This is a genomic window from Arcicella aurantiaca, assembly GCF_003148625.1.
Classification (GTDB): Bacteria; Bacteroidota; Bacteroidia; order Cytophagales; family Spirosomataceae; genus Arcicella; species Arcicella aurantiaca.
On the sequence record NZ_QGGO01000006.1, the window covers coordinates 24,363 to 41,357 of the forward strand.

Genomic DNA, 16,995 nt, shown 5'->3' on the forward strand with positions numbered 1-16,995 from the left:
ATGAATGATATAAAAATGCCCACGGTAGGGCTTGCAAATCTTGAAGTTTTTGCCGCCACACTCGAATCGCTCGCTGCGGTGGATAGAAATATTATTGCTGTAACAAGCGACTCACGAGGTTCTGGTAAATTAACGCCTTTCGGTCAGAAATTTCCAAAACAAATTGTTGAAGTCGGTATTGCAGAACAAAACTTAGTTGGTGTTGCCGCAGGTTTAGCTTCGGCAGGCAAAACCGTTTTTGCGGTATCTCCTGCTTGTTTCTTGACGGCAAGAGCCTTAGAACAAATTAAAAATGACGTTGCCTATTCTGATAATGCAGTCGTGTTGGTCGGAATCAGTGCGGGGGTAAGCTACGGAGCATTGGGTACGACGCATCATAGTTTACATGATTATGCCGTTTTGAGAGCCATTAATAATTTAGTGGTGGTTGCTCCTGCTGATAATTTTGAAACGGAACAAGCCATTTTACAAGCAGCGGCTCTTAAAAAACCCATTTATTTGAGATTTGGGAAAAAGAATATGCCCGTTGATTTAGTTATTAGTGATTGGTCGGGCGGTGTTCCGCAATTGGTTACTGGTGAAAAAACCGATAACCAATCAACCAGTAACCTGTTTCAACTCGGAAAAGGAAGAGTAATCAGAGAAGGTTCAGACCTAACTTTTATCGGCACAGGAGAAACTGTTTTACCTGCTTTTGAAGCTGCTGAAAAATTAGCATCTGAACATGGAATCCAAGCAAAAGTGGTGAGTATGCACACCATTAAACCGCTGGATTATGAATTAATAAATACGATTGCTTCGGAAGGGAAACCGATAATCACAGTTGAAGAACACATGGTGAATGGAGGTTTAGGTGAAGCGGTTGCATCATATTTAATGCAAAATGCACATCGTAACTCATTCAAAATCATGGGAATTCCTGACGAATATACTGTTACGGGTTCACAAAATGAGATTTTCAAGCATTATGAAATCACGGGAGAAGGCATAGCGAAAGAGGCATTAAAATTATTGGCTTAATGAAAAAATATAAATTTTCTCTCTGGATACTACTCATTCTAAACTTCATAAACTTTTTTTCTCATGCTCAATCGAAAGTACAGCAATGGGATAGATTTGAAGTAAAACTTGAATATAAATCACAGAAAAATAATTTCTCGGAAGTCAATATTTCAGCGATTTTTACAGGAAAAGACACCACTATTTCTGTTCAAGGTTTTTATGACGGCAACAATACTTTTGTTATTCGATTTATGCCAAACAAAATGGGTATTTGGAAATATAATACCCAAAGTAATGTATCTGAATTGAATAACAAAAAAGGTGAATTTGAATGTGTAAAAGCAGAAGGTAGCAATCATGGAATGGTGAAAGTCAGCGAAATTTATAATTTCAAATATGCTGATGGAAAACAATATTTTCCGCTCGGAACAACTGCTTATGCTTGGACACACATGGCAAATGACGTTCAGGAGTTGACGCTTAAAACCTTAAAAAACACAGGTTTTAATAAAATCAGAATGGGCGTTTTTCCTAAAAATTATGATTTAGTAAAGGAAGAACCAACACTGTACCCTTATCAAATTAAATCAACGAAAAAAGATTCGTTAGGCAAAGAAATTAAAGTTTGGGATTTTACACAATTTAACCCTGCCTTTTTTCAACATTTAGAAAAACGAATTGATGAATTAAAAGATTTAGGGATTGAAGCAGATTTAATTATTTTTCATCCTTATGATAAAGGACGTTGGGGTTTTGATGAAATGTCAATGGAGGCTAATTTGCAATATATCAAATACTTAACAGCTCGACTATCATCTTTTAGAAATGTTTGGTGGTCGATGGCGAACGAATATGATTATGTAAAAAGCAAAACCGATGCTGATTGGATTACGCTCACAAAAGCCGTTGTTAAAAATGACCCATACCGACATTTATGCTCAATTCATGGAAGTACAGGTAGATATTTTGACTATTGGCGACCAGAATTTACACACGTTTCAATCCAAGACGAAGCCCCTGTGATGAATTATGGTGCAGCTCCAATTGTGCGAAATATTTATAATAAACCCACCATTTTTGATGAAGTGGGCTATGAAGGGAACCTCAAACATCGTTGGGGAAGATACAGTGGCGAAGAAATGAACCACCTGATTTGGATGGGCTTAATCGGTGGAACGTATGTTACCCACGGAGAATCTTATATGTTCAAAGACCTCAGAGATACCATATTTTGGGGAAAAGGAGGAGAATTTAAAGGAACAAGTTGGAAGCGAATCGCTTTTATTCGGAATATTTTAGAAAAAGCCAATGCACCCATTGAACAAGCCGACCTAAGTAGAGATAGCAAAATTGCGACAACAGGAAAGGGAGTTTATTTTATCTATTTTGGAAAAGATATGAATGAAACTTGGCTGTTCAATTTGCCAAGTAAGAATGCCAATTTTGAAAAAGTAAAAAAGGGAAATCGTTATAAAGTAGAAATTATTGATACTTGGGACATGACGATAAAAGAAGTTCCAAGCATTTTTGAAGTCGGAGAAGTGAACGATTATCGCCTTTATGACAAAGACTTAAAACAGGTTAGATTGCCCCTGAAACCATATATTGCTTTGAGAATTACGAAAATAATTTAATTAGAAACATGAATATCAATTAAAGATTGTTTCTTAAAATGCGAGCACCAATAATTTTTATGGATATTTCTGCGTATGTTTTTGCGTGAAAATGGATAAATTTTGAATTATTCGTATAAAATCGAAATTTATGAATATTTTTGAATAAAAATATGCGTATGAAAAAAACAGAATCTTTAATGCTGACAAAAGAATTCGTCAATCTTATGACTGAAATTGACGAATTTAAAGGGGCTTGGTTAGCTTTGGGAAATATTGCACCAGACCGATTGTTACAACTTAGAAAAGTGGCAACGATAGAAAGCATTGCTTCGAGTACCCGTATTGAAGGAAGTTTATTGACTGACCGACAAGTTGAAAAATTGATTGGTAACCTTCAAATTCAAAAATTTGAGACTCGAGATGAGCAAGAAGTGGCAGGGTATGCAGATTTGATGTCAATCGTTTTTGATAATTATAACGATATGCCATTGTCTGAAAATTTCATCAAACAACTTCATGGTTATTTGATGACGTACAGTGAAAAAGACCAATGGCACAAAGGGCAATATAAAAAATTTCCGAATCACGTTGTCGCCACAGATGGTTTTGGACAAGTTATAGGTATCGTTTTTGAGACAACAACACCCTTGGAAACACCAGTTAAAATGCAAGAATTGGTGGACTGGACAGTCGAAAATTTGAATAAAAGAGACTGGCATCCACTGTTAGTGATTGCCTTTTTCACCGTTGTTTTTTTAACCATCCATCCTTTTCAAGATGGAAATGGACGAATTTCAAGAGTTTTGACCACCTTTTTATTACTAAAAGCAGGTTATCATTATGTGGCTTATAGTTCTCTTGAAGCAGTGATTGAACAGAGAAAACCCGATTATTATTGGTCATTGAGACAAACACAAACATCTCTCAATCAAGATGAACCCAATTGGTCACCGTGGGTTTTGTTTTTTCTAAAATCGCTAAAACAACAAAAAGATAATTTAGAAATTAAGATAAAACGAGAACGCTTATTACTGACACAATTACCAAATATGTCGCAAACAATTTTGGATTTACTCAGAGAAAATGGCAGAATTACCATCAAAGAATTACAAATCTCGACACAATACAATCGCAATACTTTACAAAAGCATCTTGAAAGTTTAGTCAAAACAAATCAAATTCAACAAAATGGACAAGGTAAAGGCACATGGTATTCGTTGATATAATTAAAATCAAAATATGAAAAATTATCTCTTTTTAATTTTATTGCTATTAGGCTGTCAGACAAAAACGACTGATAACTCGCCTAAAAAAGTAGCGGTAATCATTTCAACGCTCAATAATCCTTGGTTTGTAGTGTTGGCGGAAGCCGCTGCTGCAAAAGCAAAAGAATTGGGTTATGAAGCAAAAATATTTGATTCTCAGAATAATACGGCACTCGAAACTGACCATTTTGATAATGCCATTGCCTCTGGATATGATGCCGTTTTGTTCAATCCTACTGATGCCGATGGTTCAGTTGTGAATGTAAAAAAGGCGAAAGAAGCAGGTGTAGCAGTATTTTGTATTGACCGAGAAGTGAATTCTGCCGATGCAGCTACTTCGCAAATTCTTTCAGATAATTATTCGGGCTGTGTTTCTATCGGAAAATATTTTGTTGAAACGATGAATAAAAAAGGCAAATACGTTGAATTGCTTGGTTTGGTGGGAGATAATAACACTTGGAATCGTTCAAAAGGTTTTCATTCGGTAGTTGATAAATTCCCAGAATTGAAAATGGTTGCTCAACAAAGTGCCGATTTTGACCGTAATAAGGGCTTGGAAGTAATGGAATCAATTTTACAGGCACATCCAGATATTACTGCCGTTTTTTGTGGCAACGATGCGATGGCGATGGGAGCTTTTCAAGCATTAATTTCTTCTGGAAAAGCCAATCAAGTAAAGGTTTTTGGTTTTGACGGTGCAGACGATGTGTTGAGTTCAATCAAAAGCAAAAAGATTTCAGCGACGTGTTTGCAGTTTCCAAAATTGATGGCACAAACGGCGGCTATTTTTGCCGACGAATATTTTAATGGTAAACGAGATTTTCCTAAAAAAATGCCCGTAGCCGTTGAATTAGTTTCACAAAAAAACATCGCCGACTATGAATAAGATTCTAAAAAATATTCTTGGAATAATCGTTTTAGGAGTTGTTGCTTACAACTCTGTGTATTTTAAAAAGTTGGACGAAGTTAAAAAAGGTAATGGCAAAAATACATTAGATGCAAAAGCTTATGCAAACAGTTTTTATCAGGATAAAATCTTGCCAAATTCTAATAAAGCCATCGCAATCAATGAGTTAACTGAAAAATTGAAATCGAATCCCGAAGAAACTTTCAAACAATTTGCACATTCATTGGGTATCGGGAATATTCGTTATTTTTTGATAAAAGCTACAGGAAATGTTACGAAAATCAACGAAAACACCATTGATATTGAAGTAGATGGAAAACCATATTCAGTAGCTACTGAGTTTATTTTTGGTAATGCTGTTAGAGATGCTTCTGGAATCATAACGATGACTACTTTTGATAATACAATGGATTTCAACAATGTGTCCTCAGAATTAAATGAGATTATTCGTAATAAAGTTGTACCAAATTTAAAGAAAAAAGCAACGCTTGGAAGTCAAATTAGTTTGGTTGGAGCAGTAGAATTAAATCAAAAACACTTGAAATTGAATGAGATAGAGGTAATACCAGTTTCACTTAATGATAAGTGATATTCTACTTTAACTTCCCGAAAGTTCTTTCACTTTCGGGAAGTTCTCAATAGGATTCAACTTCCCGAAAGTAGAAATAACTTTCGGGAAGTGCTAAAAAAATATCATTCATAACTCATCATTCAAAAACCATGATTTTACAAGTCCAAAATATAACCAAACGTTTCTCTGGTGTTGCGGCACTTGAAAATGTCAATCTTGCCTTCGCAAAAGGAAAAGTTACTGCTGTGTTGGGTGAAAACGGAGCAGGCAAATCAACTTTAATGAAAATTTTGTCGGGTGTTTATCCCGATTACGAAGGACAAATTATCTATAAGAATCAATCTGTTCATTTTGCCAATACAAAAGATGCTCAAAATGTAGGAATCGCTATTATTCACCAAGAATTAAATTTAATTCCATATCTGAGCATTCAAGAAAATATTTTTCTTGGGCGTGAACTTACCAATTCTTGGGGTGTACTTGATAAAAAAGCTATGTTAGCAAAAACTTCTGAATTGCTAAATACGCTTAAATTATCGCTCAATCCAGAAACATTAGTTGCTGACCTTAAAATTGGACAACAACAAATTATAGAAATTGCCAAAGCTTTATTGCTTGATTCTGAGGTGATTATCATGGACGAACCTACTTCTGCAATATCAGATTCGGAGGTTGAAGTGCTTTTTAGTATCATCAACGATTTGCTAAATGCTGGGAAATCAATTATTTATATTTCTCACAAATTAGACGAGCTTCGCAAAATTGCTCATAATTATGTGATTCTTCGAGATGGGAAAAGTATTGATTCGGGAGAATTAAAAGATATGACCCATGATGAACTGATTGCCAAAATGGTGGGTCGGGAAATTAAAATGATGCAAAGAAACGTTCCAGATTTCTCCGAAAATAATTTGTTAAAAGTTGAGAACTTATCTTTAAAATCAACACAGAAAAATAAGGATTCAATTCTCAAAGACATCAATTTCCATCTTAAAAAAGGTGAAATTTTAGGAATTTGTGGTTTAATGGGAGCAGGAAGAACCGAACTATTCGAAACGCTTTTTGGCTTACACCCACAAAATATTGAAGGTAAAATATCAATAAATGGAAGTGATTGTAAATTCAAAAAACCGTCCGATGCCATTAATGCGGGTTTAGCTTTTGTAACCGAGGACCGCAAGCACGAAGGTTTAGTCTTAGGAATGTCCGTTAGAGAGAATTTATCAATTACTACCTTAAAAGATTTACAAAAAGGATTTTTTGTTGATGAAAAAGCGGAAGTAAATTTAACAGCCGACTACATTAAAACGCTGAATATCAAGACATCAAGTCAAGAACAATTTGTAAAAAATTTAAGCGGTGGCAATCAACAGAAAATTGTAATAGCCAAATGGTTAGCAACAAAACCGCAGATTTTATTATTGGACGAACCCACCAGAGGCGTTGATATTGGGGCAAAAAATGAAATTTATAAAACCATTGTCCAATTAGCAGATGAAGGTTTGGGTATAATTGTCGTTTCATCAGAATTACCTGAAATTATGCTATTAGCTGACCGTATTTTGGTGATGGCAGAGGGAAAAATCACCGCAGAAATGCGTAAAGAAGAAGCCACAGAAGATAAAATTTTAAAAGCAGCAATTATCTGATTTACGATTTACGATTTTAGATTTACGAATGGTAAATGGTAAAATGAAATCGTAAATCATAGATTCTTAAATCGTAAATATGAAAAATATAGCTAAATTCCAGTCACTTATCGCATTATTTATTTTATGCGTTTTGATAAGTTTTTTGTCGGATAAATTTTTGACAGTTAATAATGGGTGGAATGTTTTACGTCAGATTTCAGTCAATATTGTTATTTCTGTGGGCATGACATTGGTCGTTCTCACCGCAGGAATTGACCTTTCCGTAGGCTCAATTTTGGCAATTAGTGGAGCTGTCACGGCAGGTTTGCTTAAAAACGGCATTGCCATTCCTTCGCTCAATTTGTTCATCGGTTTTTCTTTGTTAGGAGCAATTTTAGCGGGTTTAATCGTTGGGTCGCTATCAGGTTTTTTTAGTGGATTTACCATTACTCGTTTCAAAATTCCTCCATTTGTTGCAACGCTCGCCATGCTGACCATCGCTCGTGGTTTGACGATGCTTTATACCGAAGGTTTCCCAATTTCAGAATTAGGTGAAAACTTCGCTTTCTTTGGTACAGGCTGGCTTTTAGGCATTCCCGTACCTGTTTGGATATCAGGATTAGTAATTTTAGTAGCCGTTTTAATGACTCAAAAAACACGTTTGGGGCGTTACATTTATGCGATTGGTGGCAACGAAAATGCGGCAAGATTATCAGGAATTAACATCAATCAAGTAAAAATATTTGTGTATTCTGTGGCAGGAATGTTAGCAGCCGTTGGTGGTATTTTGGTAACTTCTCGTTTAGATTCTGCACAACCAAACGCAGGAATTAGTTACGAATTAGATGCTATTGCAGCCGTAGTAATTGGCGGAACATCGCTTTCGGGAGGCAGAGGAACAATTATGGGTACAGTTTTGGGTGCAGTTATTATTGGTGTTTTAAACAACGGTTTAGTTTTACTTGACGTTTCGCCATTTTGGCAACAAGTGGTAAAAGGATTAGTGATTTTGGTTGCGGTAATTATTGATAAGCAAAACAGTAAGCAGGATTAAAGCAGGTTAATATTTTAGGGTAAATACTTACATTTGTTTAAAAACAATCTCAACACAAAATTTATCCTAAATACTAATGAAAAAACTGTTTTTACTTCTTCTTTTAAGCGTTGAAATATTCGCTCAAAAAAACAATTCACTTCCAAGAAGTACGCCCGAAGCTGAAGGAATTTCTTCCGAAGCAATCAACAATTTTATTGATGCAGTTTCAAATAGTAAACACGAACTGCACAGTTTTATGATTGTCCGACATGGAAAAGTTGTCGCTGAAAGTTGGTGGAATCCATATCGTTCTGATTTAAAACATACCCTTTATTCAACGAGTAAAAGCTTTACGGCAACCGCAATTGGTTTTGCTGTTGCTGAGAAAAAACTTACGGTTGACGACAAAGTAATTTCGTTTTTTCCCGAAGATTTGCCTGCGAAGGTGAGTCCAAATTTGGCGGAATTAAAAATCAAAGATTTATTGAGCATGAGTGTTGGGCATGAAAAAGAAAATTCTGCCATTATTGCCACAACCGACAATTGGGTGAAAGGCTTTTTAAATACGCCTATTGCTTATAAACCCGGTACAAAGTTTTTGTATAATTCACCCGCAACTTATATGTTATCGGCAATTGTGCAAAAAGTAACGGGACAAAAAGTTATTGATTACCTAAAACCACGATTATTTGAGCCTTTGGGAATTTCGGGTATGGATTGGGAAGTTGACCCTAAAGGTATCAATACAGGCGGTTGGGGCTTGCGACTCAAAACCGAAGATATGGCAAAATTTGGTCAGTTATTCCTTCAAAAAGGTATTTGGAATGGCAAACAAATTTTACCTGCTTCATGGATTGAAGAAGCATCAACCATGAAAATCATGCAAAATCCTGATGCTCCACAAGCCAAAAAAGACTCAAGTGACTGGCTACAAGGTTATTGCTACCAAATGTGGCGTTGTAGAAATAACGGTTTTCGTGCAGACGGAGCGAATGGACAGTATGTAATTGTGTTACCCGAAAAAGACGTTGTAATTGCCGTAACTGCTGAAACCACTGATATGCAGGGTGAAATCAATTTAATTTGGAAATATCTTTTACCTGCATTTCAAGCTAAAAAATTGCCCGCAAATAACACTTTGTTTTCAAGTTTAAAGGCAAAAGAAGCAAGTTTAGCCTTAGCAATACCGAGTAAAAATGTTCTTTCTGAGTCTGAAACAAAAGTTTCTGGTAAAAACTTTGGGATATTTTCAAGCAATAGAAGTTTTGAAACTATTTCATTCGATTTCAACAATGAAACTTGTATCGTAAACTTAAAATCTGATTCTACGACGCACAAACTTGCATTTGGTGCGGGAAAATGGGAATTGGGTGAAACAACAAAATTTGGTCCTTATTTGGTAGAACGTGGCAGAGCAAACCGAGTAGGTTTACCTGCGTTTAAAGTTGCTGGTAGCTATACTTGGAAAAATGCCAAAACCTTAGAATTAACCCTTCGTTACATCGAAAGTCCACATACTGAAACCATCGTTTGCACTTTTGATGGCGACTATGTGAACATTGATTTCCAAAGTATTTTTAACCAAAAGGCAAAACGTTTTATCTCGAAAGGTGTTTTAGTAAATAATGTCTCGAATCCTGCGAAATTGATAATTAGAGGTGATGACATGGGTTATTCTCATGCTGGAAATGAGGCACTTATCAAGTCATTTACGGAAGGAATCGAAACCTCAATTGAAGTAATTGCTCCTTCACCTTGGTTTCCAGAAGCAGTAAAATTATTAGCTCAAACACCAAAAGTGGACGTTGGTTTGCATTTTGCCATAACCAGCGAATGGGATAATATCAAGTGGAGACCTTTAACAGATGCACCGAGTTTGAGAAACAAAGATGGGTATTTTTACCCGATGCTTTTCCATAATCCCAATTATCCGAAACAAGCAGTTATTGACAACGATTGGAAAATTGAGGATATTGAAAAAGAATTAAAAGCACAAATTGAATTGGCGTTAAAATATATTCCTCGACTAAGCCATATTTCTGGACACATGGGAAGTACAGGTTTTACTGAAGAGGTAAAAAATATGGCTCGTCGGGTAGCAAAATCTTATAATTTGAAAATGGTTGACGTTGATTCTCAGAAAGATAACGACATTGCTTATGTTGGTTTTGATTTCAACAATAAAACTACCGAAGAAAGAATTCAAGGATTTATTGCGATGTTGGACAAATTAGAAAATGGTAAAAACTATGTTTTTGTAGAACATCCCGGACTCGATAACGACGAATTAAAGGCAATTTCTCATATCGGTTATGAAGACGTTGCACAAGGACGACAAGATGTTACAACCATTTTTACCAACGAAAAAGTAAAAGAAGCAATCCTTAAAAAAGGAATCAAATTGGTGAGTTATAAAGAGGTTTTTAAATAAGTAAGAAATTTAGAATTGATAAGGTAATCAAAACATAGTCAACTTTTGAAAAGTTGACTATGCTAAAGTTGAAATAAAATTATTAAAATTAAATATGAAATTCGTTTTAGCTATCGACCAAGGAACAAGCAGTACCAAAACATTGATATTTGACAATGCGGGAAAAGCTGTTGCGAAAGGTTGTGTTGATTTAAAGACAAATCATTTCGATAATGGTTTTGTGGAACAAGACCCAGAAGGAGTTTATCAAAATGTGTTGGATTCTGTTCAAGAATGTCTTGAAGATTTTTCGTCAAAAGGATTTGATATTCAAGACATTGCTTCGTGTGGAATTAGTAATCAACGTGAGACTTTTGTACTTTGGGACAAAGCAGGAAACGCTCAAAGTCCTGCCGTTGTGTGGGCTTGTAAACGTTCAATTTCTATTTGTGAAGACCTAAAATTGAAAGGTCAAGAGCCATTAATTAAAGAAAAAACAGGCTTAATCATTGACCCTTATTTTTCGGGAACAAAATTGCTTTGGCTTTTGCAAAATGATTCGGAATTAAAAGCTAAAGTTGAAGCAGGAGAAATATTTTTTGGAACGGTTGACTGTTGGGTTTTATACAAAATGACCAATGGCAAGTCTTTCAAAACGGATTACACCAACGCTTCAAGAACCTTATTTTTCAATATTCATACCTTAACTTGGGACGCTGATATTTTAAAACTTTGGGGATTAGAAAATCTAAATTTACCAGAAGTATGTCCTTCATCTTCGGATTTTGGAGTATTCGATTTACGATTGTTAGAACAGACTAATAGTAATCGTAAATCTCAAATCGTAAATCGTAAACTACCCATTACTTCATTAATCGGAGATTCTCATGCGGCTACTTTTGGAGAAGGTTGTTTTGAACAAGGTACTGCCAAAGTTACTTTAGGAACAGGGAGTTCAATTATGATGAATATTGGCTCGAAACCAGTGACATCTGCCAATGGAATGTTAACAACCATTTGTTGGAGTACCGAAAACCGTGTTGATTATGCTTTGGAAGGAGCAATTGTGTCTTGTGGTTCAACGATTGAATGGCTAAAAAATGAATTAAATCTATTTCAAAATCCTGCCGAAACCGCTGAAATGGCAAATTCAGTTACGGATAATGCTGGTGTATATTTAATTCCTGCCTTTAGCGGTTTGGGAGGTCCACATTGGCAAATGAACCGTAGAGCTTCCATTGAAGGAATGACTTTTGGCACGACTAAAAATCATATCGTTCGTGCGGCATTAGAAAGCATTCCGTATCAAATAAAAGATGTTGTTACCGCAATGGGGCAAGATATGCAAGCTCCTTTGAAGTCAATTTCTGTCAATGGCGGTATGACTCGAAATGAATTTGTCATTAAGTTTTTAGTTGATTTATTAGGTTTATCACTCAAAAAACAACAAAATGCCGATGTTTCGGCTTTGGGAGCTGCATATTTATCAGGACTAAAAAGTGGCGTTTACGAAAGCATTGAACAGCTAAAAGCTATTAATCAACGCCAAACAGAAGAAATTTCACCTAATTTGAGCAACCAAATTGTTCATAAAGGCTATGAAGGTTGGCAGAAAAAAATCAACTTTCAATAGATTTTTGTATCATTCTAAAGGGAAAATTAACCTTCCTGCCCAAAAAATGGGTATAAAGTTTAATTTTCCCTGAATTCCGAAAGGAGCATTTGAGAAAATAATGGCTGAATCAATATGCGAATTGTGTTCTAATAAATAATGTAAACTCTTTAATGAGCCATTTTTCCCCGATTTTACTTCAATTGGAAATATTTTTCCTTCACGAACAATCACAAAATCTACTTCTGCACTACTTCCGGGGCTTGTTCTTGCCCAATATGTCAAATCTTCTTTTTGTGAAGCAATGATTTGTTGAGCCACAAACTGCTCTGCTAACATTCCATTAAATGCCGCAGTAAGATTCTTTTTCAAATAGACATCTTGAAAAGACAAGTTACTTTTTCTAAGCAAAAGCCCAATATCAAGATGATAAAGTTTGAATTGCTTTCCTGATGGAGTAAGTGGCAAACCTGAGATAGACACATTTTGAACCGAATTTAATAACCTTGCAGTACGTAAAACTTCAACGCCTTTTTTTATAGTTGGACTCGAAAAACGGTCAGACAAATGTGTATAAACAATTTGATTACTTATCAGCAAGGCACTTTTTTCTAAAATATCATTCAATGCGTCGCCATCAACTATTGGTTTGTATTTTTTAAAATCTTGTTCATAAGAGTACAGCAAATTGTCTTGAATTTCTTGTACATCTTGAAAATTCTGATTATTAATAAAACTCTGCACACATTCGGGCATCCCTCCTATCACAAAATAATTATTAATTTCTTCATTCAAAATAGTTGTAGCGATTTCTGGCAAATATCTTGGAGGTTCATTCAAAAGGTTAGCAATAGATTCTTTTCCTTTTGCCAATAAAAACTCATAGAAAGTCATCGGATTCAAATTCATCACATCCACTCGACCCACTGGAAAAGGTTGATTTCTAAATTCAAAATCTAATAATGAACCTGCTGCAATTAAATGTAAAGTCTGTTTATCTTCATAAAAATATCGCAAACTTCCCAATGCTTCTGAGCAAGCTTGGATTTCATCAAAAAAAAGAAGGTCGTTTTCTACATCTATTTTTTGCCCTAAAACAAATTCCAATTCCAATAAAATTCTATTGACATCAAAATTTGTTTTGAAGATGACGTGTAAATCCCGTCTTTTTTCAAAGTTTATTGTAATGACTTTCTTATCAAAAAACTCCTCTCCAAATTTTTGCACCAACCACGATTTTCCTACTTGTCTTGCCCCATTTAAAATAAGCGGTTTTCTATTCGGCTTCAACTTCCAAACAGCCAATTCATTTAATTTTTCTCTATACATAAAATCTTATATTTTAATGATACAAATATAAGAAATTTAGAATAATGGTTATTATTTTAAACTATTGATTTAAAATAATAACCATTATTCTAAATCATCAGTTTAAAATTTTAGGAAAACGACAAATAAATATTACTCTTCCAATTTATTCTACTAAACAATATCGCCTCCTTACAGTAACAGAACATAAAAATTGTTATTAAATCAAATTACATTTTACTATCTTCACAAAAGGTAAAATAAAATTCGATAAATATGAAAATAGGATATGTAAGAGTGTCAAAAGAAGAACAAAACGAAGAACTTCAATTAGATGCTCTAAAAAAATATGGTTGTGATAAAATATTTCAAGAGAAAGTTTCGGGCGTTTCAAAGTTAAGACCCGAATTTGAACGAATGAAAGATATTTTGAGAACGGGTGACGAATTAGTAGTTTGGGATATTGACCGATTAGGCAGAACCACACTCGAATTGATTATTTTAGTCGATGATTTAAACCAAAAAGGAATATTATTTAAAAGTCTTTCTCAGTCATTAATTGATACAACAACCGAAACGGGCGAATTTATTTTCAAGCTATTCGCATTATTGGCTGAACATGAACGAAAAAGATTAATTCGCAGAACAAAAGCGGGACAAGAAGCCGCAAGAGCCAGAGGAAGAATGGGTGGAAGACCGAAAGGTTTATCACCACGCTATCAGGAAATTGCTCCAATGGTAATAAGTGCTTATAAGGAACAAAGAAGTATTCGAGAGATAATGAAGGCATTTTCTATTCCTTCCACTACTACGGTCTATAAAATTCTGACTGATAATAACGTTCCTTTTCAAGTGTATAATAAGAAAGAAGAAAATTAGTGCCTAATCATATTTTCTTACGTTGAAACGACTTTATTAGGGTTGCTATCGTTCTGAATGATAGCAACTCTATTACTGCCAATAAACTATTTTTTCAAATTCTTTATATGCTCGGCAACATTGAGCATAGTATCAACATAAATCTCATTTTCATGTTCTTTCAAATAGTGAACTAATTGACTGTGAGCCTCTTTTGAAACATTCAGACCATGTTCACCGCCTACGCCATGAAAAAGAAATACTAACATTTTTCCAGTATTTTGAGCTTGTTTCACTAACTCAATCATCTTCTCGCCCGATGTTCCTTCCATACTGTAACAGTCAACATCCAAAAGATTTTGCTCCTCAAAACTGTGCATTTGACTTCTCACGGCACGTGCAGCTACAAATTCACTGGCAAGAGACTGTATAAATTCACCTTCAATTACCTTTTTATGCCCACAAGTGAAAGCAAAAGTGCGTTTAGTTTTATCATCAATAGCGTTGAGATAAGTATTACACATTTTGATTTCATCTTGAATTTTTCTCAAACTGTATTTACTTAAATCGTACTCAGGTTTTACCCAACTCATGCCCTCTCTGGTTGCATCGCAGGGATGATAAAGTGTATGATTTCCTAATTCATGTCCGTTCTGAGCAATTTTTCGCCAATCATTCACCCGTTTTGTCCCCGCATCAGAAGAGGCAGTTAGATAAAATGTTCCTTTCAAATTCAAAGAATCCAAAACTGGAGCTACAATATCAAGATGTACATTCAAGGCATCATCATACGTCAAAACGACGGAGCATTTTTTCCCTTTCCACGGTTTGGAATCGTCTAAATTTTCAGCATCAGTTCTAAAAGGCGAAGCAGGCAAATTTGCTGAATTATAAAAATTTACCCCTTCTGGATTATCTTGCCAAGCATAACGAACATATTTAGGCGTTTTTACTGTCTCGTTCGATAATTCAATTTTATCTTTCCCAACAATTCGGGCTTTTGCCCAAACGAATTTCTTGTCGTAATCAGCAATTGAAAACCAACGTAATTCTTCATTATCTTTTGAAACAATGCCCTCTCCTACGTTCTCAAAAGTTAAAATAATTTTATCATTTTCAATCTCTTGGCTTTTAAATGTAGGTCCAGCATAAACTACCGATTGGTCATGATAAGCGATATTTTGAGCCGCCAAAGCCAATCGTTTAGCAATATCTTTTTTGTTTAAAGGATGAATATCGTTCCATTCTCCTAAATCAATGGTTGTGGTTACAGCAGTATTTTGTAGTGTCAAAGCCTTATTTTGAGCTTCTCTCATTCTTGCCCAATTGCTTTCGGTTGGCGTATAATTTACTTCCTGATAATTAGCTAATTGCACGACAAAAAAAGGCTTTTTATCATCATTCCAAAGTCTTCTCCAATCCGAAATCAACGTTGTAATTAAACCATCATATTTCTCTGGAAAAGCCGTATTACTTTCACCTTGATACCATAAAAAACCCTTCACAGAAGTTTGTAAAACTGGGGAAATCATAGCGTTAAATAAAGCTGTTGGTTGATTTTGTTTTACCAAACCGCCACTAATTGTATTTTGATTTGTAGGCTGATAAACTTCTCCAACTTTGTATTGCCATGTTCCTTTTAAATCAATTTCTTCGCCATTGGTAGTCATAAAATACGGTTTATCTGGAACAAAACCGCCTTTTCCTGCCGTGTTAGTTACTCGGATTACAAAAGTATTTTTACCTTCTTTAAGCAAATCAGCAGGAATTTCGTAACGTCTTGGTGGATATTGATAGGTGATATTGCCAATCTTTTTTCCATTTACATACATTTCGTCAGCATCTACAATTCTTCCCATGTAAAGTTTCACCGACTTTCCAAGCCAACTTTTAGGAATTTCAAATGCTCGTCTGAACCAAACAACGCCGTTCAAATCCTTTACCCCTTGGTCTTCCCAATATCCAGGAATATTAAAATTTCGCCATCCTTTTTCTTGATAAGTTGGGTTTTCCCAATGTTCAATACTACCCAAATCTTTCACGGCAACCTGATTTTTTACCATAGAACGCCGATTCTGAGAATTTACGTAGCTACTATCTTTATTTTGATTGATAGTTTTCTGTATGTCTTCCATTTTTTTAAAACCACCTTCACTTATCCAAGCCTCAATGGGCGTACCTCCTACCGAACTATTAATCATACCAATGGGTACTTGATATTTTTCGTAAAGGTCACGAGCAAAATAGTATGAAATCGCCCCGATAGATAAAATATTATTGGTGGTTGCCGTTTTCCATTCGCCTTGAGGGAAATCATCTTTTGGGGAGTTTAGGTCGGTAAGCGTTGGCACAAAAAAGTAACGGATAGCAGGATAATTTGCCGAAGTAATATCTTCTGGGAAACGTTCTTTGATACGCTCCATCGTAATGGTCATATTACTTTGCCCACTACAAAGCCAAACATCACCAAAAGCAATATTTTTGAGGGTTATCTCATTTTTTCCTTTCAAAATCATATCAAAGCCAGTTCCAGCCGATTGTGGAGACAAAAGAATTTCCCATTTTCCTGCATCTGTTGCAACCGTTTTAAGATTTTTATTCTTAAAAACAAGCATGATTTTTTCTTTGGGAGAAGCCCAACCCCAAATTTTAATCGTTTGGTCACGTTGCAAAACCATATTATCAGAAATGAGTTTTGGTAAACGAATTTGTGCCAAAGTGACAGTACAATTGGTAATAAAAAAAAGCAGAAGTAGTTTAAATAATCTCATGGCTGAGT

General features: G+C 35.2%; 12 protein-coding genes. 10 read left to right on the top strand and 2 right to left on the bottom strand.

Features of this window, described 5'->3' with window-relative positions; translation table 11 throughout:
• The 9 genes from LV89_RS07140 (at position 1) to LV89_RS07180 (ending at position 12,071) form a co-directional block, all read left to right on the top strand.
• Positions 1 to 1,020 (top strand): transketolase family protein, encoded by a 1,020-nt coding sequence (locus LV89_RS07140; RefSeq protein WP_109742192.1) that lies wholly within the window; start codon positions 1 to 3, stop codon positions 1,018 to 1,020.
• On the top strand, positions 1,020 to 2,636 hold the full coding sequence (locus tag LV89_RS07145) for a DUF5060 domain-containing protein (protein ID WP_109742193.1): 1,617 nt from the start codon (positions 1,020 to 1,022) through the stop codon (positions 2,634 to 2,636). The genes LV89_RS07140 and LV89_RS07145 overlap by 1 nt, the downstream gene beginning before the upstream one ends.
• A 158-nt stretch (positions 2,637 to 2,794) precedes the next feature.
• Positions 2,795 to 3,844 carry a Fic family protein gene (locus tag LV89_RS07150; RefSeq protein ID WP_109742332.1) on the top strand — a complete coding sequence of 350 codons (1,050 nt, stop codon included), beginning with the start codon at positions 2,795 to 2,797 and terminating at the stop codon, positions 3,842 to 3,844.
• Positions 3,845 to 3,857: 13 nt separating this feature from the next.
• Positions 3,858 to 4,769: a D-ribose ABC transporter substrate-binding protein gene (locus tag LV89_RS07155; RefSeq protein ID WP_109742194.1), complete on the top strand. Its 912-nt coding sequence runs from the start codon at positions 3,858 to 3,860 to the stop codon at positions 4,767 to 4,769.
• Complete coding sequence (locus LV89_RS07160; protein WP_109742195.1) at positions 4,762 to 5,379, top strand: DUF2291 domain-containing protein; 618 nt, start codon at positions 4,762 to 4,764, stop codon at positions 5,377 to 5,379. The genes LV89_RS07155 and LV89_RS07160 overlap by 8 nt, the downstream gene beginning before the upstream one ends.
• Positions 5,380 to 5,510: 131 nt before the next feature.
• Positions 5,511 to 7,010, top strand: coding sequence for a sugar ABC transporter ATP-binding protein (locus LV89_RS07165; RefSeq protein ID WP_211321170.1), 1,500 nt, complete (start codon positions 5,511 to 5,513; stop codon positions 7,008 to 7,010).
• 79 nt (positions 7,011 to 7,089) lie between these two features.
• A complete protein-coding gene (locus tag LV89_RS07170) occupies positions 7,090 to 8,046 on the top strand; it encodes an ABC transporter permease subunit (protein ID WP_109742196.1) in 957 nt (318 codons plus the stop codon).
• A 76-nt stretch (positions 8,047 to 8,122) separates the two neighbouring features.
• Positions 8,123 to 10,459: a ChbG/HpnK family deacetylase gene (locus LV89_RS25575; protein ID WP_211321171.1), complete on the top strand. Its 2,337-nt coding sequence runs from the start codon at positions 8,123 to 8,125 to the stop codon at positions 10,457 to 10,459.
• Positions 10,460 to 10,553: 94 nt separating this feature from the next.
• A complete protein-coding gene (locus LV89_RS07180) occupies positions 10,554 to 12,071 on the top strand; it encodes an FGGY family carbohydrate kinase (protein ID WP_109742197.1) in 1,518 nt (505 codons plus the stop codon).
• A 9-nt stretch (positions 12,072 to 12,080) separates the two neighbouring features.
• Here LV89_RS07180 and LV89_RS07185 read toward each other — a convergent pair whose 3' ends face one another.
• A complete protein-coding gene (locus LV89_RS07185) occupies positions 12,081 to 13,379 on the bottom strand; it encodes an ATP-binding protein (RefSeq protein WP_109742198.1) in 1,299 nt (432 codons plus the stop codon).
• Positions 13,380 to 13,634: 255 nt separating this feature from the next.
• Between LV89_RS07185 and LV89_RS07190 the strand changes: the two genes are divergently transcribed.
• The gene (locus LV89_RS07190) at positions 13,635 to 14,237 is read left to right on the top strand and encodes a recombinase family protein (protein WP_109742199.1); all 603 of its coding nucleotides are present in this window, start codon (positions 13,635 to 13,637) and stop codon (positions 14,235 to 14,237) included.
• Between the two features lie 86 nt (positions 14,238 to 14,323).
• Here the strand turns inward: LV89_RS07190 and LV89_RS07195 are convergent, their stop codons facing one another.
• A complete protein-coding gene (locus LV89_RS07195; RefSeq protein WP_109742200.1) occupies positions 14,324 to 16,987 on the bottom strand; it encodes a sialate O-acetylesterase in 2,664 nt (887 codons plus the stop codon).
• Positions 16,988 to 16,995 lie beyond the last annotated feature (8 nt).